Raw genomic sequence first — 20,315 nt, 5'->3', positions numbered from 1 at the left:
AGGCAGATATTATGGCGAAGACTCCTATTGAAAGATTGCTTAAACCTATACATCGCTTTATCCACCAGGAGTTTACAGGTGGCATTGTATTATTTGTGGCGGTGATCGCTGCGATTGTGTGGGCAAACTCAGCATGGCATGACGCTTATCATCATTTGTGGGAAACGAAATTGGCTGTGTCATTTTCAAACACGGCACTGGATGTTCCACTGCACATCTGGATCAATGATGGCCTGATGGCCCTGTTTTTCTTCGTGATCGGTCTGGAGCTGAAGCGGGAGTTTATGGCAGGTGAGCTGTCTTCAATGAAAAAGGCCTCTTTGCCAATGGTGGCGGCAATTGGCGGTATGCTGGTTCCTGCAGCGATTTATCTTGTGATCAATCAGGGGAAAGAATCTTCACATGGATGGGGCATTCCCATGGCTACAGATATTGCCTTTGCATTGGCTTTGCTTTCGCTTGCAGGTAAGCATATTCCTTCATCAGTAAAGGTGTTTTTGTCGGCATTGGCGGTTGCCGATGATTTGGGCGCTGTATTGGTGATTGCGCTTTTCTATACCGCTAGTATCTCTTTTGCACCGCTGATAGCTGGCGGTTTTCTATTGCTGCTAATGGTCGTGGGCAACGCATTGGGGATCAGGTCTAGTTTATTTTACCTCCTTGTGGGTATTGCGGTTTGGTTGTGTTTCTTGTTTTCAGGTGTACACGCTACAATTGCCGGTGTATTGGTGGCCTTTACCATTCCTGCCCGCACCAAGATCAATGAACAGGAGTATGTAAGTTCCCTGAATGCTTACTCAAAGCAATTTGAAGAGGAAATTCCTCTGGACGGTTCGCTAACTACTGCTGAACAACATAGAACTATCGAGAAGATCAAGCAACTTTCGTTGGATGCAGAAACACCATTACAGAAAATTGAATATGCTTTGCACCCTTGGGTGGCTTTTGTTATCATGCCTTTATTTGCATTAGCTAATGCTGGTATGGTGATCGGCAGTGATTTTTTTAGTTCGCTGTTGAACCCTGTGAGTATGGGTGTGGCTATTGGACTCTTGGCTGGTAAGTTTGTGGGTGTGCTACTGTTTACTTGGCTGATGGTGCGTTTGCGTATTGCAAGTCTCCCCCAGTATGCTACATGGCGGCACATTGCAGGTGTGGCGATGCTGGCGGGTGTTGGCTTTACCATGTCACTGTTCATTACAGGCCTGGCCTTTAGGGATGAATTAAAGATAGACCAGGCCAAATATGGTATTTTACTGGCTTCTGTAATTGCGGGAGTTACAGGAATACTGATATTGAAGGGAGCTAAACGTAAACCTTTAGCCATAATTGATGATACCCAAATAGCTGGATAACCGCGCCCAACTAAAGCCGCTTGAATATAATAATTGTGGTGCCTTCGCCGGCTATATCCCTAGCTTATGTTTTAAAAATTCACTTAGGCAATGCCCAGGGCTCAAAGTTTAGTAAGTAAAATTTATCAAATCGTTTTCCAGGGATCTAGCAACCAGCTAATTTCTTAGGATGTGACTACAAATACTTTTTGCGTATTATAATATTACCGCTAAACAGATGAATAATTTCTCCTGCCTACTTTTTATCGTTTGGTTCGTGAACGCCTATTCCAAATTTCTTGACAAGGGAATCAGCCTCTTTTAGTATTAACCCTGGGTAAGCAATATCCCATCTATCATCTTTTTTTTAATTTAGCTCTTTTCATACGGGCCACCTGCAAACGCTATCATGTTGCGAAATTCAAAGATATTCTTATTCAAAAGAAGGACAGGTCCTTAAAAGCAGATGTAGAGAATATAAATGTCAAAACTTATCTTTACCCGCGTGTAAAAACAGACCTTTTCATGAACAATCCTATGAGTGAAAACGGGCATCCCTTACCCGAACGCCCGGCCACAGTACCAGTAAACGCCTGTTTTATTCAGGGTGAAAATAACCATCCCTATTGGGTCCTGAGACAGCTGGCACCCACGAAGGACCAGTATACGGGTGAATATACAGAATGGGATCCGCAGGGAAAACTGCTGTTAAAGAGAATCTACCATGATGATAGTGGTATACCAGAGGAGGTTTTTATGGCAGATGTGTGCCCTGAGCATACAGACAATGACTTTTATGCCGGTGGGAGTGTAATCAGCCGCAGCAGGCGTTATAGTTATAACGGCTGTCAGTTCAGGCAACTTTTCTTTGATGAGAGTGGACAGTTGCTATACGAGCTGAAGAAAGTATTTGTACCAACGAGGGTTACACGCTGTTATTACAATCATATCCTGGTTTTTGAAATGATAGCAGCACAGGATCAGACACCAGTCAGCGCAAAATACTTTTATCCTGATGGTACTGTAATGACCTCTTATCTCTCTAATGGAGAGAATAGGGGTACATGGACGATGTGCAACACTGCCGGACAAGTAATATGGGCATTTCCCAGGGAGAATGAAATATTTGTGAGTAACAAAGAAAAATGGCCTGACTTTTTGCCTGAGTGTATAAACAAACCGTCCCACCCAACTATTGACAGCTATATCGACGCGGTCGTTAAAAAATTCACGGAAGAATATGACAACTATGTAACCAATACAACCATACAGTCGCTACCTATACCTGATTACCTGCAGGCTGAACTCGATAGGATCAGCTGGCACCAGCTCAAAACATTTGTTGGTACAGGGGAAGACCTACCCGTTACGATCAATGGATTACTAACAGGTAATGATTATATCGCGGACATATGTGCGGAACGTATCTGGTGCAGGGTTGGGAAATATATCAGTTATTATGATCATTATGATGCGGCATATGCCACAGCAACTATATTGGCACATATACTACAGGTAGCAACAGCACCTTCACGTCTGTTGGCACTTTTATATCGGATCATTTCAATACCTTCACTACGTACAGCTGGTTACGCTGAGCTGGTAGCATCCATGGCCGGTATAGTGCCAAAATTACAGCAATGGGCCTCCTCAGAAGATCACGTTACCGCGCGTCATGCACAGCATATACTATTGCACGCAGGACAGGGAAGGCCCGAGACAGAGACATTATTCCAGCAGGAATGGCAGAACGTCACTCACCCTGTATGGCGCAGAGAATATACATTGTATTGCCTGGGAAGATACTATGAGATATCCGACTCATATACAAATATGAGAAGTCACTTTACAACAGCTTTTCAGCAGGAACTCCTGCCTACATTGCAGACAATTATGGCCATATATCTCGTTAGAGATGCAGAGAAACGTTCAGAGAAAAGCTGGATTGATAGCATTATCCGGGCATTAGATGAGCCAGACACAATATTAAAATCACTAAATGTGATAGAGACCTTTACAGGTTGGGATCCGGAAGGTTTTCTTATAATGATACTGGAAGACGCCGGGGTAAAACGATGACTTATTAACTGCTCATTATACAGTCAAAGGCCTGGGCATATCCTCCAGGCCCGTCCTATACTATAAAGCGAAGCAGATAAGATGCGCCCGCCAGATTGCATGCCATCTATTGGTTTTCCTATTGCGTGTTCCATTTCACCGCTACAGATATCGTCCTTACAGATTCCGGAATTCAGAGACATTCGTCCCTGCGTAATTTTTAAAGAACCGGCTGAAATGTGCGGGGCTTTCAAAACCTAGTTCATAAGCAATTTCCTTTGCTGACCTATCCGTGTAATGCAGGTAACGTTTGGCTTCCAGCACGATCCGGTTGCGGATGAGGACAGAAGGAGCAGGCTGCTTTAGCAGCGAAAACACGTTGCTGAGTGTTTTAGGTGACTTGTTGAGTGACGTGGCATAAAACTTTACTTCGTGCTGTTGCTTGAAATTTCCTTCGAGTAGCAGCGAAAATTTCCTGACTATGTCCATCCTCTCATCCGGGAACTGCTGATAGCTCTCACACTGCTGCTTCGCTATCCGGGTGGTTTTGATGATCACCCTCTTCAGCAGGGTACGCAGCATTTCTCCCTGGTAGTTATCCTTTAGCATCATCTCGTTAGTGAACACCTTTTCCAGATGAGACATTTCCTCTATTTCTTCCTCGTCAAGCCGGATGAACATAGGGTGCTGAATGCCATAGAACAGAAAGCCTACGCAACCAACCTCCGAGTCATAGTCAACGATGCAATAAAACTCACGGTTGAACTGCCAGGCGGACAGTGTTTCAGGATGTTCGAATACAAAATGCTGACTGGAAACAAGCGGCAGAATGGAGCCCGCAGGCATGGTATAGGTCACCTCGTCTATTACCACCTGCTGAGCCGGTCCCTTGTTATAAACAAAGGTATTAATTGGGTAAGGGGCCGGTTTATTCAGCCCATTACCCGAAAAGAATTTATTACCGCAATGCATTATCAAGCGTGCGGATGTCCCGTTTTCGTTATACTCTCTTATCATATCAACGCTACTTGCTGTTCTTTACCAGGCTTCGCCTGCAGCCTGACTAATAATGAATATTGTTCCATAAAACAGAATTTAAGATCGTTACAATAACTACCGGTTACGCTGCCTTAGGATTTAAAGTTCATTCCTCACACTGGCGGCTACAGCTTTTAAAAGGTCAGCGCTCATCCGCTGTTTAAAGTCGGGATTTATGTATTCAAAGTGAATGACACCCGTTCTATCTAAAATAAACACAGATGGCACAGGAAGCAATAGACCGGTATCCTTCCCACCTGTGGTCCTGGTCAGCATCTCCCAATACGTTTTAGGAGCCTTAAATGCGATCCCTAACTGCATGGACAGATGGAGGTCTGCGTCCGAAAGCAACGTATAGCCGAGTTTTTCCTTTGTAGCCGACTCCATCAGGGCTGCCGGAGCATCCGTACTGACAGCGATCAGCTGGTATCCCAGCTTCTCCAGTTCAGGGAGCGCCTCCTGCAGGCCGGAAAGCTGTCTGGAGCAATAAGGGCACCATCCACCACGGTACATGATCAATACAGTTGGCTTTTCAGCAATCGCTTTGTTCAGCTCAACATTGTTTCCCAAAGCATCCGGTAAAGTTACCACAGGAATTCTCTCTCCCACCAGCAGCGGACTGATATCTTCCGGCTTCCCGGGTACCACGTACGCTGTTTGTTCCGTTCCTGCCATATTCATCGTTGCCGGAGACGCTGTGTGCCGGCTCATTTGCTGAGCATCCGCCTCTCCTGCTGTACTGGCGAACAGCAGCATGGCTAAACAAGAATAGAGGCGCACTTTTATTATACTTTTCGTTTCCATAAAATTCGTTGAATTACTTACTACCATATTATTGCCGTACAGATCAAATTGTCAGCTGATCTTTCTGGTTGCCTGCTCTCTTACAACCTCTGATCCATGTTACATTGTAAAGATGTTAAAAGGGGAAGCATGTTCATCTTTGCTGCTTCCCCACTTGCATCTAATTAATGGTTACCTTAATGATATTAGGTATTGCAGGCAGTGTAGTGAACGCATTCGGATTCGGCACCTCTTCAATCAGCTTGCTTTCTTCCAATGGCATTCCTGCCAGATTAAACTGCGTAAGGCCGGCCCCCGGGAACTGATTCGGGGCAGTACCATTGTCAAATAGTCCGATGGATGAAGAAATGTCGCCTTTCTGTGTTGCGTCTACACCATTGTTCCTGGAAGCAAAGAACCAGTCGTTGGATAGCCCGTACATAGTAGCAATCGCTAATCTGTCGCCTGTGGCAACATTTAGTTGCTGGGACACGCTACTTCCTGCCTGTGCGCCTATCTTAGGCAACAGAACAGTACTGCTCGCTGCGGGAAGCACATATACGTCTTTTACACCCTGTATTGTCTTCAGATAGGTCGCCAGGCCGCTGGCATCACCTTTTTGAGCGAGCTCCTTTAACCCCTTTCCGCGATCCTTCTCGCCCGTCTTATAAATGGGGTTTTCGATACCATTATACACCACTACCAGCACAGGAGAAAGCGGTGTAAAAATGCCGGTCCGTGCGGCGATATAAGCTCCCAGCACACTGTTATCTCCCATTTCCGCAATATTGGTCAGGCCGTTCGCAGTAGGCTTGCCCGCTTCATAAAGTGGCGCAGGATCTAAGAGGTTACCTCCGGCGATATAGGAGATAGCCCATACACCCGGACTAAACGGTGTAGGGTTGGATGTATTTCCCGAAGTATTTGTGATAGTAAGCGTGAAGATCGCATTTCCCTCATAATGTAATGTTGCCTTCATCAGCGAAGAAGCAGCGGCAAAGGCATTACCCTGGGCGTCTACACCTTTTACCTCGGTAACGTTCTGAATTGCTGCCTCCGCTGTGCCCGGATGTGACACGGAAGCCCCCGGCGCCTGGTTAACACGGGTACCGTTATCCCATAGTCTGATCTGTGAGGATACGTCGCCCTCTACTGGGTTACCGTTATCCTGATAGACTTTGATACCAGGATTTGAAGGGGCAAAAAACAGGTCATTTGACCAACCATACATGGTGACAAAGGAGACGGCCTGTCCTTTGGCTGCCGAGAACTGGAAGGATACAGATTCTCCCGGCATAACAACTGGAGATGCACCATTGTTCTTAAAGGTCCCCGACTCGACAAGCGGCCTGGAATCCAACACATTCTCAATAGTAATGGTGGCAGCGGATGTTTGTGGCGTGTTATTATTATCCTTGTCACAGGCGCTCATTAATACGGGAAGCATGGCGAATGACAAACAGGCTAAATGTCTACTTTTCATGATAGATTGTCTTTTGAATTATATCATGAAGGTAGGCAGGATTATATGCCCCCCTGGTATCTCTACTTCCCGTTATGTTGTCCAGATTTCCCGAATATGTTATTTACACCATGATGCACCTTTCTGGCGAAGGTGATAAATTATCTATATCGCGTAGTTCTTAACACTAAAATCCCAAGCGAACCGGCAAGAACTGAAGATATGAGGATCCCATATTTAGACTGATCCACCATTTCAGGATTGGTAAAAGCTAATCCTGTAATAAACAACGACATCGTAAATCCGACGCCTGCAAGTATAGCTACTCCCGTTATATGTCTCCATGTGGCAAACTGGGGTAGATCTGCCATTCCTGACTTTACCATCAGCCATGTAAATAAAAGAACACCAATAAACTTGCCAAGCAGTAAACCGATCGCGACACCCAGACTAACAGGATTCAGTAACGCCGTAAAAAAGCTACTATCTATGAGCATTCCGGCATTTGCGAGTGCAAAGAGAGGCATGATCACAAAGGCAACCCAGGGATGGAGACCATATTCAATTTTTTGAAGCGGCGTTTCCGCATCCAGCGAAAGTTGTTTGATCCGTTCTATCGTTTGATGTTGCTCGGCAGTAGTCAATGATCCCTTTAATGGAATTGCTTCCCTGAATTGATTTGTGTAAGCGTTTAAACAACTAACATATTCATCCTCGTCGATCTTGGTGCGCGCCGGAATAGTGAACGCAACCAGCACCCCGGCGATAGTTGCATGCACACCTGAGGAAAGAAAGCACCCCCATACGCAAATTCCTATCAGCAGATAGAACAGTGTACTTCTTATACCCAATGCGTTTCCCAGTGCCAGCACCAGTAACAGCCCCACTCCTATGATCAGCGGCAAATAAGCAATTTTCGCTGTATAGAACAGGGCAATTACTATGACCGCACCCAGATCATCTGCCACCGCCAACGCTGAAAGGAATACTTTTACAGACGAAGGTATTCTCTTACCGGCGAGTGATAACAAAGCGAGTGCAAAAGCAATATCCGTTGCCATCGGTATTCCCCACCCCCCTGCGGAGTCGCGGTTATTGTTAAAAAGGAAATATATAAAGGCGGGCACTAACATCCCCCCTAATGCAGCCACCATCGGCAAAGAGGCTTTTTTCAGTGAGGAAAGCTCACCAGCTATAAACTCCCGTTTCAACTCTAATCCAATGACAAAAAAGAATAATGCCATTAGCCCATCATTTATCCAAATATGCAGTGGCTTGTCTAAACCGCTATTCGAGAATGAAACAGAGAGGTTTTTCTCCCATAGATCATGATATGAATCGTGCCAGGCCGAGTTAGCCCAGATAATTGCTACGATCACACTCACAAAAAGTACAATTCCTCCGGTAAATTCCTGATGAATAAATCTGTGGATTGGTCTGAGTATTTTCTCAATAGGAGTCTTTGCCATGCCTTGCGGTTTCTATAGGTAAAGCGGGCAAATTAAAAAAAAATCTCCATAATGTCGGAAATTGGCAGGTTAAAGCCTGCTTTTAGTGCGTATTCCCCCGAATGTTTCTGCCATAAATTCGACTATAAATGCAGTCGGGCACGACCATTAGTCCTTTACCACCTAAAACAGCACTTTAGAATAACACTGTTGAAAAGACCGCATTGATTAAAAAAATTGCCCCCATTGATTATCTAAGTGCTATATTGTACGTAGGAAATATAACCCGAACGCTCCCCTGAAAAGTATTGCACCCATTTGACCATGAAGATGGGGATTTCGGCAAAACCGCACTCGCCTTCAGTTTTCATTGAAGTATGCACTGTGGCCATTGACAGCACTAATCTAATCAAGACAATATGAGGTATTCTTTTTTTCTTCTTCTTTTCTTTTCCATCAGCGCTATCGCTCAAAAGGTAGATGTCTTGCTCATCGGTGTTTCACACAACTACGCTAACTATCCACCGCAGGATTTTTCAGGTATCCACAATACAATCAGAAAATTCAAGCCAACAGCTTTTTTCGGCGAGTTTCTGAGCAAGCAGGACGAGCAGAATATTATGAATTACTGGTGCAAAAAAGAGAATTTAATGCGCCTGGAAATACTTAGGAAAAATAGAAATATACCGGAAGAAGCGTTGCCCCAAATAATAGACAGCTTAAAAAAATCAGTGATCAATAACCCGAAAGACTATCGGCTGAAAACTGACTTAGCCCATGCCCATTATCTAAATCAGGACGTTGCAAATGGCCATTATCAATTTTGGCAAGTGTTTAATTACCTTCAAAAATCGCCGGACGTTGAACTTGAAAACTATGTCTCTAAAATACTCAGCCCGCAATTAGATACCGTAGGAAGAAGTATGAAGAGATTAAAGACTTCGGAATATGCCTTTATTGCGTTTCCAATGATGCTGGAATTGAAAATAGGGGAATTAATTGCCATGGACTGCCAGGATTATGATCTGAACTGGGGCGCGTCCTGGGAAGCATTCGATGCAAAATTCGATGTGTTTAAAAAAGATACTTCAGCTGTGTTCAGTACTGAACTGAAAGCTTATATGAAAGCAATCCTTAAAGGTTTTGCAAAATACGATAGTATAGAAAATACTTCAAAAAATGTCACTGAATGGCTAAATACCGACGAAGCAGCTAAGATCTCCGCATCCGGAGATTTTTATTTGCCGGAAATGTATACCATGGAAAATTTCCCTAAAGAAGAAATGCTTTCGAAAATACACTGGTGGATGATGAGAAACAAAGCAATGTGCGATAATGTAGTTAATCAAGCCAGGGCCCTGGGGGTGAGAAAAGTCGTTGTTATTGCCGGAGCCAATCACAGAAAGTATATGCAGGATCTTTTCGAAAAAATGCCGGATGTAACCGTGCGAAATATAAATGAGATGAAATAATCACCTACCTGCTCCTCCATCCAAATACATAATTTATTTATATAATATCAATATTGTGTTGTAAATTGACGCTTAAATGTAAACATCACTTTATGATTTGGACTATTATTATCGGAGGCATTGCCGGCTGGCTGGCGGGGAAACTGATGCGTGGTGAGGGGTTTGGAATAATCGTGGATATCATTGTCGGCATAGTTGGCGGCTGGCTGGGTGGGTGGCTTTTCGGCCAACTTGGCATCCATATAGGTAGCGGCCTTGCAGGCTCACTGATCGTGGCGCTGGTAGGAGCTATAATATTAATCTGGCTTATCCGGCTTGTGAAACGATAAGAATGGCGGTTGAAATTACTCATACCGCCATCCCTGGCTATCCTTGCAGGCGAACCCACACCTTTCCTGCTCAATGAAGGTCCCTTACCACTTCTGCCCCTGATCCGCCTCGCAATATATCAAGATCCGCCCCGAGATGCGCCTGCTGCACATGATCAATATAAAATTTAACATATCCGCGGATGGCCATAGGTAGGGGCGGCTGCCAGCCGGCCTTACGGGCAGCAAGTTCCTCTTCTGTAATATCAAGATGCAGTCTCCTGGCGGCTACATCCAGCTCTATCATATCTCCATTATGAACGAAAGCCAATGCACCTCCAACGGCCGATTCCGGAGATATATGCAGCACTACCGTACCGCCGGCGGTGCCACTCATGCGGCCATCAGAGATCCGTACCATATCCTTCACTCCCTTCTTCAACAGCTTCATTGGCAGATCCACATTTCCGACTTCAGGCATTCCCGGATAACCCACCGGACCGACGCCTTTCAGCACTATTACACAATGTTCATCAATATCTAACTCCGGGTCATCTATCTGCGCGATATAGTCTTCTATACATTCAAATACGACTGCCCGCCCACGGTGTTTCAATAAATGAGCAGATGCTGCGGCAGGCTTGATAACAGCCCCCTGCTGGCATAGGTTACCTCTCAGCACGGCTACACCGGCTTCTGATTGCAGGGGGGCCTGTAACGTGGCAATTACTTCCGTATTGTAACAGGGTGAGACAGTGCAGTTGTCGCAAAGACTTTTCCCGTTAACAGTGATGACATCTGGTTTAAGATAGGGTTGCATTTCCCGGATCACAACCGGCAGGCCTCCTGCATAATAAAAATCTTCCATCAGAAATTTCCCTGAGGGCTTCAGGTTGACCAAAAGGGGAATCCTGCTGCCGGTTGTATCGAAATCATCAAGTGAAAGAGGAACGCCGATCCGGCCGGCAATAGCCAGTAAATGAATGATAAAATTTGTCGAACCTCCGATCGCAGCATTAATGACAATAGCATTCTCAAAGGCATTCCGGGTAAGTATACGGGAGAGTTTCAGGTCTTCCTTCACCATTTCTACAATACGACGACCACTCAACTGGGCCAGCAGTTTCTTACGTGCATCCACAGCTGGAATAGCGGCAGCACCAGGTAATGTCAGACCAAGTGCTTCTGACATACACGCCATTGTACTCGCCGTACCCATCGTCATGCAGTGCCCCTGACTTCTCGCCACACCCGTTTCTACTTCCTGGATGTCCTGCATCGTGTAATTTTCCAGTCCCTGCTTTTCCTTTATCATCCAGTTGAAGGTGCCACTTCCAATGCATTCACCCCGGAAATGTCCATTAAGCATAGCGCCTCCTGGTATCACTATTGTGGGCAGATCCACACTGCAGGCGCCCATAATTGTGCTCGGGGTTGTTTTATCGCAACCTGTCAGTAATACTACCCCATCAATGGGGTTCGCGCGGATCGTTTCCTCCACGTCCATACTCGTGAGGTTACGGAATAACATCGTAGTGGGCCGCATAACCGTTTCACCAAGCGATGTAACCGGAAACTCGAATGGAACGCCTCCGGCTTCCAGCACGCCACGCTTTACCACTTCAGCTATTTCACGAAGATGACCATTGCAGGGTGTCAGCTCGCTCCAGGTATTACAGATGCCGATGATTGGCCTGTTCATGAAATAATCATCGGGATAGCCCTGGTTACGGAACCATGACCGGTGTACAAAACTCATTTTATCCTGTTTGCCGAACCAGTCGGAGCTTCTTAGTTTTCTCTCTGTGCTCATTACCAGTTATTATTTTACTTATCCCACCAGACCCTTGTGCTCAGCTTATCGGCGCCCTGTCGGGATATGGCTTCGTTTACGTTTTCACTGTTTACACTTAGCTCGGAGGTTGGATAGGTCAATCTCCTGATAAAAGTGCCTTCAGGTACATCCGGATTGCCAGGTTGGCCATATGGATTAGGAGCAAGGTTAGGAAAACCACTTCTCCTGAAATTCGCAAATGCTTCGGGGCCATTCAGAAAGGAGGCGATCCAGTATTGGGTATTGATCTCCTCCAACTCCCTGCCAGCCGTAAGAGGATTGGCCGCCACATACGTATCACGTGCAGTGGCAGTGATGGCTGAATTAACATCATATACGGCCATTTGATCCATATGGGCGCTAATGCCATCAGCAAAGTACTGCGCCGCAGTGCCGGATGTGATCCAGCCCCGGAAGCGGGCCTCTGCCAGCAAAAGGTTCGTTTGTGCTGCTGTTACAAGAAATACAGGGGAAAATGTTTTAAGTATTCTGCGCCGGTCAACCTGACTATACTCGTAAAAACTGGTGAGGCCATCAGCTGTCGCTGCGGCAGTGACCGTGCCATTATCTTTGCCGATAGGCATCCCGATTTGTTTCACAGGATCCGTAGTTCCGGCGGCGGCTGTCTGCCCTGCACCACTGGCGGCCCCGATATACCTGACGGCTATTGCTGACAGCCTTGGATCATTGGTATTCTTCAGCCGGTCCGCAAATGGTTTGGCGAGGTAAAAATTGGCTGCTTCTCCACCATTAAGTGTACTGCCAATAGGTTGCGTATAATTCGCATCATGCCTTATATAGGCATTATCTGCATTAACAGTAATGACACCTCCTGCGAAGGCTGCCTCCACTGTGCTTTGCGCTTTGGTAACATCTACCTTACTCAGCCGCATACCTGCCCGCAATAACAGGGAATAGGCAAATTTCTTCCATTTGGCTATATTCCCGGCATACAAGATATCGCCTGTTTCAATAACAGCCGTCGTATTAAGTGCCGCAGCGGCTTCTGTAAGTTCCTGTATCAGCAACGGATAAATGTCCTGCTGACGATCGTATTGTGGAAACAATACGCCTGTTGCTAAACCGGCGCCACCTTCCAGATAGGGAATATCTCCGTATTCATCCGTCAGTATCATGAATATATATGACTGGTAAATGCGCGCCATATTATACATGTTGCTTCTGTTCACCAGATCCTTCGACCGCATACGGGCATCATACGTGTTCTTTATTACGCTTTGGTAGTAAGCTGTCCATAAGGGTTGTGTTGTTACATCGCGACTGTCCTGATTAAAATTGGCGCCGGCAAGTACGCCGCCATTGGGTGATACCATTTGCTGTACTATTCCTACATCAAATACTAATGACTTCACCGGAAATGATGTATTAATAATGGCCTGGTTGAGCAGCAGCACCGGATCCAGGGAGGTCGAATTCGTTTCGTTCACGTTCAGATCACTCAACCCCTTGTCACAGGAAATAAGACAACACAATATAGCGATGGATAATAAGCACTTTTTCATGATGGGATCTTTTAAAGTTTTACATTCAGATTCAATCCAAGACTGCGGGTGGTGGGTAGTCCGGGCGATTCAAGTCCCATCTGGTTATCAGACCCAAAGCCAAATGTCTCCGGGTCAATGTTATCAACCCACTTCTTCAGCAGCAATACATTGTTGCCGACAAGATCAAGCTTCAGACCTTTTATCGGCCATCTGGCCGGAATATGCTTTGTAAGGTCATAACCCAACGATACCTGGCGTACCTTCCAGTACCCGCCGTTGTATACAACAGATGCCACGATCTGTTGTGAACGAAGATGTTCCCAATACGTTTGCGCTGCTGCCACGGCCTTATTCGGATTGCCCGCTGCATCTACTCCATCACCTGTTACACCGCCTTCACGGCCCTCCAGCGTTCTCTTATGCAGTCCGTGTCTTACTGCGTTGAAGTTAGTACCGGACAGCATTTTGTTACCAAGTTTATAATCAACAAAAACACTCAACCTGAAACCTTTATAGCTGACGGTGTTTAAAAAGCCTCCTACCCATTTGGGCAACGCACTGCCAAATAACAGGAAGTCAGCTGTCCGCTGCGGCAAACCGTTCGACTGAAATATTTGCTGTCCTTTATCATTATATGCATATCCGTAACCGGCAATCTGTCCGATTTCCTGCCCCACAACATGCCGGGTCTCTCCATTGAACACGTGCGTGCCTGTAGTGATGCGCTCTCCGGGTTTCTCTGTGATGATACTAAGTACTTTCGTAATGTTATAGGAGGTGTTTGCGGTGAACTCCCAGTTCCAGTGAGTACCCCGCACCGGCACCAGGTTCAGCATCACTTCAAAGCCCTGATTACGGCTTTTACCGCTGTTGATCGGTCTGTTCAGGTAACCGGATGCATCTGAAATTTGTACCAGCACTATCTGGTCGCTGGTAATTTTCCGGTAGGCTGCCAGATCAATATTTACACGGCTATCAAATAACCGCATTTCCAGGCCGGCCTCCACTTCAGCTATCCTACTGGGTTTTAATCCTGCGTTGGGTAACGTCGTACCGGTAACATTGTTACTGATAGCGCTCGTGCCAACAGGCACCGCCTGCCCATTGGGGTTATTAATGAAATTGGCATTAGGTGTATAGAACAACTGATTAGAATATGGCGCCACATCTCCATCACTTCCCACTTCCGCATAACCCAGGCGTAGCTTACCAAAATTCAGCCAACCGGCATGGGGCAGATGTTCGGAGAAAATATAGCTACCAGAGATGGAAGGATACAAAATACTTCTATTTTCAGGCGACAGGGTGGAGAACCAGTCATTCCGTATTGTACCGGTCAGGTAGAACGTTTGCTGATAGTTTATTTCAGCAGAACCATACAAGGAGTTTACACCCTGTTCTATCAGCGTATACACCGGATCTTTGGAACGTCCGTTCTGTACTGCATATATTCCCCTGGTGATAAAATCTGTTACCACCACATTATTGACGTCGCTTCGTTTACGCATGCGGTTACCTCCCGCATTAACATTAATTTCTACTGCGCCGAATTTTTTATTCGCATTGATCAGGTAGTCAAGGTTCGTTTCCCGAAAGCGACGCGATTCCTGTGTATATAAACCATTCACAAATCCTGGAGGCGCTGCAGCCCGGGAGGCCTGTCCCGTAGGAAAATTGTTGACGTCCTCATCCCTGGACCAGTAGTCCTGACCAAACCGCCCCTGTACGCTGAGCCATGGCCGCAAGCGATATCTCAGGGTCACATTACCATAAATACGGTCCCGTTTTATGTTATGAAACTGTTCTGCCATCACCCAGTAGGGATTGGTGCGGTTGGTGAACCTGGACCAGTTATATTCGTCGCCAGCTGCATTATACTTATTGTCATCCAGCACCTGCAATGGCATGGATGTCGACATGGCCATCAGGGTGGTGGGAATGGAATTATCCTGATTCGCTATATTGGGTGGATTCCTGTTATTCTCCCGGGAATAATTTACGTTTCCTGATATCATAAATTGCTCCGACAGGTCATAGCTAAACCCCATATTCATTGATTTGCGGTTAAATGTATTATTGGGCATGATCCCGCGATTATCGGTATTATTAAGCGACAACCGCAAACCTCCTTTATCACTGCTACTCTCAAAAGCAACCGTGTTCGCAACATTCTGACCATGACGATAAAACTCCCGGATGCGGCTACCTTGTGGTTCGTAGGGTAGCGTCAGGTTATTAAAAAGGATCTGTGTCAGTCCCGGTGCAAATTTCTCACCGAATGACCATTGCCCGGAAGTTGGATTCGGCACTGACGGACGAACGCCATTTTCACCCTGACCATATTCCTGCTGGTAATCAGTAAAGTCGAGCGGGGTGTCATTGGTATAGTTAAGATTATAGGTGACACCGATCCCCCTGGTTTTCCCCTTTGTCTTCGTAGTGATCATGATCACCCCATCCTTTGCACGGGAGCCATAAAGAGCAGATGCTGGTGCACCTTTTAATATCGTCATGTTCTCGATATCATCAGGATTAATACTCGACAAGCCATCTCCCCCGTCAGCGAACACGCCTCCTCCTTTTACGCCTGTGATATTATCGTTGAAATTGGTATTGTCAACCGGCACGCCGTTAATGACGATCAGCGGATTATTTTGCCCCGAAATAGACGACTGACCACGGATGCGTATCTTGGAGGTGCCCCCTGGCCCTGTACCCAGCGAAGAGATGTTCAGTCCTGCCACCTTCCCCTGCAGGGCATTCATTACATTGCTGCTGCGGTTCACACTAATTTCCTCGGGTTTGACACTGGTGGCGGCATATCCCAGGCTACGGGCCTGTTTCTTAATACCAAGGGCAGTGACGATCACTTCACCCAGGTTCTGGTTATCGATCAGCATTGATACATTTATTATTCGCTGGTCCGTAACCCTCACTTCTGTTGTTTTAAAACCCAGTGAGGTGAATATAAGGATGGCATTGGCGGAAGCGGGAATACGATAGTTGCCCGAGCTATCGGACGTGGTTCCCTGGGAACGGCCCTTTACGGTGATAGAAACGCCGGGGAGTCTTGCACCCTTTTCATCAGCCACCGTTCCTGTCACGGTTTGCGCATAGGTATAAGACGCTATCAGCTGTAAGACAACAAGCAACCAGCCACCAGCAAGGCGGGATGCACTGCCAAAGAAGTAATTTTTCATAACGTAATTTGGTGTGGTGAGGAATCTTTAGACTTACAAATTATCTGGTATTACATATAAAAACTTCCAAAATAAAACGACGTTGAATTTTGTACGTACAGGTTGAACAAATTTCTTTACTTTATGTAAGCCCACGCATTACCTATATGAATCAATTTGTGCTAAACCACGGTAGATCTCCAGAGCTGGCGTTATTTCCGCATATCCTGGAGCTGGGCATGAAAAAGAATGGCTCCATTCAGCCCAACAGTTTTCCGGCCACTGTAGCAGAAGGATTACGCATATATCATATATTAGAAGGCAGGTTCGAATGGTACATTAACCATCAACCGCACGTGTTTTATCCCGGTGATGTAGCGCTGATAATGCCTGATATTCCACTCAGTTCCGACAATAGCGTACTGACCATCGGGTCCTTTATCTGGATACAACTCGCCGTACAGAAACTGGATACCGGTCATATACTACCAGATAAATGGAGCAGGTTATCTGACAGTGAAGCCGCTGCCATCAGCAAGATATTGTTTGTAAACAACCTCCCCGCACTGAGCCGGTTCAATGAAGTGTGCAGTATTATTAAATGTATTTACACAGAGCTATTTGAAATGCAGGTCGCTTATCAGACGCGTGTTAATCACCATATAGATGAACTGCTGATACAGGTTAGCCGTAAGATAACGCGGCAAACACATTCGACCCGCGACTTCCCCCAGGCGTTCACAAATCTGGAAATGGCGCTGCGGCAGGACCTCGCACATCAGTGGACTGTAGAGGAAATGGCCGGACTGGTAGGAATGGGTACCACTTTGTTTACCGAAAAGGTGAAAAATTTTACCGGGTTCTCGCCTATCAATTACCTGATCAATATCCGCATTTCCGAGGCGATCAGATTATTGAAACGGGCCGATATATCAGTGACGGATATCGCACTTGATATAGGGTTCTATTCCTCTCAGCATTTCTCTACCACCTTCAAAAAGCTAACAGGTTACCGGCCCAGTGAATTCAGAAAAAATCATTTGCGTAATATATAACAACCATAGATATGAATTGTATTATAACAGTTGAATTAGGGACCTACGGAGTAAAGGTATTTGTATATAGCCTTGATGGCCAGGTGATCGGATCCATGAAGGGGCACTATCCAACATTCCATACGCAACCTGACTATAGCGAGCAAGACCCTGAGCAGATCTTCATCACAACCTTATACGTATTGAAGAACGTGTTAAATGAATACATACATCCGAAAAAACATACAGTAGCCAGCATCTGTTTCTGCGGCTCTATGCACAGCGTACTTGCCGTTGATATAAAAGGGAACCCACTTGGTAATGCGATCACCTGGGCAGATAACCGCGCCAAGAAAGAAGCCCAGCAACTGCGTGACTCTCCGTTGGGAAAGAAGCTATATGGAGAAACAGGTACCCCTATCCATCCCATGTCTCCACTGGTGAAAATTGCATGGTTGAGGGACCATGACAGGGAACGCTTCGCCAGCACAAGCAAATTCCTTTCTATAAAAAGCTATATCATTCATCAACTCACAGGGGAGTATATGATAGATTATAGCATCGCTTCCGCCACCGGGTTGCTGAACATTCATACTGTCAACTGGGAAGACGACGCATTACAGTATGCCGGTATTACGGCTGATAAATTAGCCGTAGTAGCACCCATATCGTCAACAGCCGGTAACTTAAAAAAAGCATATCAGCAGTCATTACGACTCCCGGCAGATACAAAGATCCTCATTGGTTCCAGTGACGGATGCCTGGCCACCTTGGGGGACGGCATCATAAAAGGAGAAGGAAAGGCCAGTATCACCATTGAAGACAGCGGCGCAGTACGGGTGATGGGAACCAGTGTGTTACAAGATGAACAGATGCGGTTCTTCAATTATCTGCTGGCGGATAACTACTACATATCGGGAGGACCTACCAATAACGGTGGAAACATCTTCGAATGGTTCACCCGCCAGTTCGGTGATTTCATTCATCAGTTCGATATGGAAGATAGTATGGGGCAACTGCTGGAAGATGCGACTAATGTACCAACAGGATCAGATGGGCTGTTGTTTATGCCCTATCTGCTCGGTGAACGCGCGCCGATCTGGAATGCCAATGCGAAAGGTGCTTACTTCGGAATTAACATCAAACATGAGCGAAAACATTTCATACGTGCCACGATAGAAGGCATCCTGTATGAAATTTACAGTATCGGCAAGACCCTGGAAGAACAACGTCCGATCACCAGCCTTTCCGTAAATGGAAGTTTTGGTACCATTCCCTTCTGCAGTCAGCTGATTGCTGACATCTTCAATAAACCAGTACAGGTAAGACCACAACTACACAGTGTAAGCTTCGGCGCCTATATACTAAGTGCTACCGAAATGGGCGTATACCAGTCCCTGGACGATACCGCTGTAAAACCGGCCGAACCGCTTCACGTATTTACACCTAATGAACAACATCACCAGATATATGCTGATTACTTCCGCATATTTGAACGTTTAAGTGACAAACTCGCTGACGAATTCGAAGCGATCAGTAATCTGCAACAAAAATATGCTCATTCAGATAAATCACTTACACATGACAAACCCTAACTCAAGAAGATCTTTCGTATCCAAAGCAGTTATAGCTGCTGTGATGGCGCCTTTCGCCACCTTCGGAAAAGGCTTTGAAACAGCGATCGGCCATGCCCCTAAACTGTCATCTCCTTCCAGTCTGAAGATTACAAAAGTAACATGCGGTTATATCCGGGGAAGCTTATTTGTAAAGATCCATACCAATCAGGATATCTGGGGATGTGGTGAAGGTGTGGATGCCATTGCCGGTACTTATCACCTGGTAAAGATGCTGGGCGCGAGCCTGGAAGGCAAAAGCCCTTTAAATGTGTACCGCCTGTTCGAAGACATTCGTAAATCAGGGTTTTTCCGGGGCGCACAGTCGGGCATATATATAGCGGTGCTGTCAGCTATAGAAACCGCATTATGGGACCTGGCCGGCAAAGCCCTCCAACTGCCCGTCTATCAACTTTTAGGAGGCAAGTTCAGAGATAAGGTACGCGTATATTGCGATACGGCGTTATATCAACACAATCTGCCCACAGCTGCCGATTTCGCAGAAGCTGCGCTACAGGCAAAAAAGATGGGATTCAATGCGATCAAATTTGATCTTGATCAGGCAAACGACCCTAATAAGTACGACCCATATAACTGGACAGCGGGTCCCGCTGAACTGCAACGGATGTTTGATCAACTGGCAGCTGCCCGGCAGGCTGTTGGACCCAATATTGACATTTGTGCCGATATGCACGGACGTTACGATGCGGTCACTGCGCATGCGATTGCCAAACGACTGGAGCCGCTGCAGCTGATGTGGCTGGAAGAACCGGTGCCGGCGGAGAATGTGGAGGTGTATAAACTGATTGCCGACTCCACCACTACTCCCATCTGCGTTGGTGAAAACCAATATCTTGCCTATGGATTCAGACGAATGCTGGAAATAGGCGCTGTAGACATTGTAATGCCCGACCTTCAAAAATGCGGTGGACTCGGAGAAGGACAAAGGATCGCTAACCTGGCCAACCTCTATTATACACCGTTTGCCCCCCATATGGTGGCGTCTTTTCTCGGCGCCATGGCTTCAGCACATGTTTGCGCTGCAGTACCCAATTTCATGATACTCGAATGGCAGAGTTACTTTCATTCGCAACCCATGTTTAAAGAGATTATATCCTATGATGGCGAGTGGGTGAGCAACAGCTATATCACCGTCTCAGAAAAACCAGGCATTGGCGTAGAGATCAATGAAGCAGGCATGAAAAAATATGCCATACCCGGGATCCCTTTCTTTGAATGACCGGATG

At 46.1% G+C, this 20,315-nt stretch carries 14 protein-coding genes; 7 read left to right on the top strand and 7 right to left on the bottom strand.

Annotation, left to right across the window (positions count from 1 at the left end; genetic code table 11):
- Positions 1-11 precede the first annotated feature (11 nt).
- Both nhaA (GWR21_RS01780) and GWR21_RS01775 read left to right on the top strand, forming a co-directional pair.
- The gene (nhaA, locus tag GWR21_RS01780) at positions 12-1,355 is read left to right on the top strand and encodes a Na+/H+ antiporter NhaA (protein WP_162330071.1); all 1,344 of its coding nucleotides are present in this window, start codon (positions 12-14) and stop codon (positions 1,353-1,355) included.
- A 504-nt stretch (positions 1,356-1,859) separates the two neighbouring features.
- Positions 1,860-3,413: a hypothetical protein gene (locus GWR21_RS01775; RefSeq protein ID WP_162330070.1), complete on the top strand. Its 1,554-nt coding sequence runs from the start codon at positions 1,860-1,862 to the stop codon at positions 3,411-3,413.
- Between the two features lie 156 nt (positions 3,414-3,569).
- On the opposite strand, the gene GWR21_RS01770 is transcribed toward GWR21_RS01775, so the two are convergent.
- From GWR21_RS01770 to nhaA (GWR21_RS01755), 4 genes are all read right to left on the bottom strand, one after another.
- On the bottom strand, positions 3,570-4,409 hold the full coding sequence (locus GWR21_RS01770) for an AraC family transcriptional regulator (RefSeq protein WP_162330069.1): 840 nt from the start codon (positions 4,407-4,409) through the stop codon (positions 3,570-3,572).
- A 120-nt stretch (positions 4,410-4,529) separates the two neighbouring features.
- A complete protein-coding gene (locus GWR21_RS01765; protein ID WP_238430131.1) occupies positions 4,530-5,234 on the bottom strand; it encodes a peroxiredoxin-like family protein in 705 nt (234 codons plus the stop codon).
- 160 nt (positions 5,235-5,394) lie between these two features.
- Positions 5,395-6,696 carry a spondin domain-containing protein gene (locus GWR21_RS01760; protein ID WP_162330068.1) on the bottom strand — a complete coding sequence of 434 codons (1,302 nt, stop codon included), beginning with the start codon at positions 6,694-6,696 and terminating at the stop codon, positions 5,395-5,397.
- A gap of 140 nt (positions 6,697-6,836) precedes the next feature.
- Positions 6,837-8,144: a Na+/H+ antiporter NhaA gene (gene nhaA, locus GWR21_RS01755; protein WP_162330067.1), complete on the bottom strand. Its 1,308-nt coding sequence runs from the start codon at positions 8,142-8,144 to the stop codon at positions 6,837-6,839.
- 398 nt (positions 8,145-8,542) lie between these two features.
- Between nhaA (GWR21_RS01755) and GWR21_RS01750 the strand changes: the two genes are divergently transcribed.
- Positions 8,543-9,595 (top strand): DUF5694 domain-containing protein, encoded by a 1,053-nt coding sequence (locus GWR21_RS01750; protein WP_162330066.1) that lies wholly within the window; start codon positions 8,543-8,545, stop codon positions 9,593-9,595.
- Between the two features lie 92 nt (positions 9,596-9,687).
- Complete coding sequence (locus GWR21_RS01745; protein ID WP_162330065.1) at positions 9,688-9,924, top strand: GlsB/YeaQ/YmgE family stress response membrane protein; 237 nt, start codon at positions 9,688-9,690, stop codon at positions 9,922-9,924.
- Between the two features lie 70 nt (positions 9,925-9,994).
- Here GWR21_RS01745 and GWR21_RS01740 read toward each other — a convergent pair whose 3' ends face one another.
- The 3 genes from GWR21_RS01740 to GWR21_RS01730 are packed head-to-tail and all read right to left on the bottom strand — an operon-like array spanning position 9,995 to position 16,442.
- Positions 9,995-11,716: an IlvD/Edd family dehydratase gene (locus GWR21_RS01740; protein ID WP_162330064.1), complete on the bottom strand. Its 1,722-nt coding sequence runs from the start codon at positions 11,714-11,716 to the stop codon at positions 9,995-9,997.
- Between the two features lie 14 nt (positions 11,717-11,730).
- The gene (locus GWR21_RS01735; protein WP_162330063.1) at positions 11,731-13,260 is read right to left on the bottom strand and encodes a SusD/RagB family nutrient-binding outer membrane lipoprotein; all 1,530 of its coding nucleotides are present in this window, start codon (positions 13,258-13,260) and stop codon (positions 11,731-11,733) included.
- An 11-nt stretch (positions 13,261-13,271) separates the two neighbouring features.
- Positions 13,272-16,442: a SusC/RagA family TonB-linked outer membrane protein gene (locus GWR21_RS01730; protein ID WP_162330062.1), complete on the bottom strand. Its 3,171-nt coding sequence runs from the start codon at positions 16,440-16,442 to the stop codon at positions 13,272-13,274.
- 146 nt (positions 16,443-16,588) lie between these two features.
- Between GWR21_RS01730 and GWR21_RS01725 the strand changes: the two genes are divergently transcribed.
- From GWR21_RS01725 to GWR21_RS01715, 3 genes are read left to right on the top strand one after another with little or no spacing between them, the layout of a single operon-like run.
- Positions 16,589-17,476: an AraC family transcriptional regulator gene (locus GWR21_RS01725; protein ID WP_162330061.1), complete on the top strand. Its 888-nt coding sequence runs from the start codon at positions 16,589-16,591 to the stop codon at positions 17,474-17,476.
- 11 nt (positions 17,477-17,487) lie between these two features.
- Entirely contained in the window at positions 17,488-19,050 is a 1,563-nt protein-coding gene (locus tag GWR21_RS01720) for a gluconokinase (protein WP_162330060.1), read from the top strand.
- Positions 19,037-20,308, top strand: a complete 1,272-nt coding sequence (locus GWR21_RS01715; RefSeq protein ID WP_162330059.1) for a mandelate racemase/muconate lactonizing enzyme family protein — start codon at positions 19,037-19,039, stop codon at positions 20,306-20,308. Before GWR21_RS01720 ends, GWR21_RS01715 begins: the two co-directional genes overlap by 14 nt.
- Positions 20,309-20,315 lie beyond the last annotated feature (7 nt).

This window comes from Chitinophaga agri (assembly GCF_010093065.1).
In the GTDB taxonomy this organism is placed as follows: Bacteria; Bacteroidota; Bacteroidia; order Chitinophagales; family Chitinophagaceae; genus Chitinophaga; species Chitinophaga agri.
The sequence above is the reverse complement of the archived record's forward strand: the minus strand, read 5'-3'. Positions and strand labels throughout refer to the sequence as shown.

Coding starts and splice junctions, on each gene's coding strand:
- nhaA (WP_162330071.1), top strand. CDS start 12: ATGGCGAAGACTCCTATTGAAAGATTGCTTAAACCTATACATCGCTTT.
- GWR21_RS01775 (WP_162330070.1), top strand. CDS start 1,860: ATGAACAATCCTATGAGTGAAAACGGGCATCCCTTACCCGAACGCCCG.
- GWR21_RS01770 (WP_162330069.1), bottom strand. CDS start 4,409: ATGATAAGAGAGTATAACGAAAACGGGACATCCGCACGCTTGATAATG.
- GWR21_RS01765 (WP_238430131.1), bottom strand. CDS start 5,234: ATGGAAACGAAAAGTATAATAAAAGTGCGCCTCTATTCTTGTTTAGCC.
- GWR21_RS01760 (WP_162330068.1), bottom strand. CDS start 6,696: ATGAAAAGTAGACATTTAGCCTGTTTGTCATTCGCCATGCTTCCCGTA.
- nhaA (WP_162330067.1), bottom strand. CDS start 8,144: ATGGCAAAGACTCCTATTGAGAAAATACTCAGACCAATCCACAGATTT.
- GWR21_RS01750 (WP_162330066.1), top strand. CDS start 8,543: ATGAGGTATTCTTTTTTTCTTCTTCTTTTCTTTTCCATCAGCGCTATC.
- GWR21_RS01745 (WP_162330065.1), top strand. CDS start 9,688: ATGATTTGGACTATTATTATCGGAGGCATTGCCGGCTGGCTGGCGGGG.
- GWR21_RS01740 (WP_162330064.1), bottom strand. CDS start 11,716: ATGAGCACAGAGAGAAAACTAAGAAGCTCCGACTGGTTCGGCAAACAG.
- GWR21_RS01735 (WP_162330063.1), bottom strand. CDS start 13,260: ATGAAAAAGTGCTTATTATCCATCGCTATATTGTGTTGTCTTATTTCC.
- GWR21_RS01730 (WP_162330062.1), bottom strand. CDS start 16,442: ATGAAAAATTACTTCTTTGGCAGTGCATCCCGCCTTGCTGGTGGCTGG.
- GWR21_RS01725 (WP_162330061.1), top strand. CDS start 16,589: ATGAATCAATTTGTGCTAAACCACGGTAGATCTCCAGAGCTGGCGTTA.
- GWR21_RS01720 (WP_162330060.1), top strand. CDS start 17,488: ATGAATTGTATTATAACAGTTGAATTAGGGACCTACGGAGTAAAGGTA.
- GWR21_RS01715 (WP_162330059.1), top strand. CDS start 19,037: ATGACAAACCCTAACTCAAGAAGATCTTTCGTATCCAAAGCAGTTATA.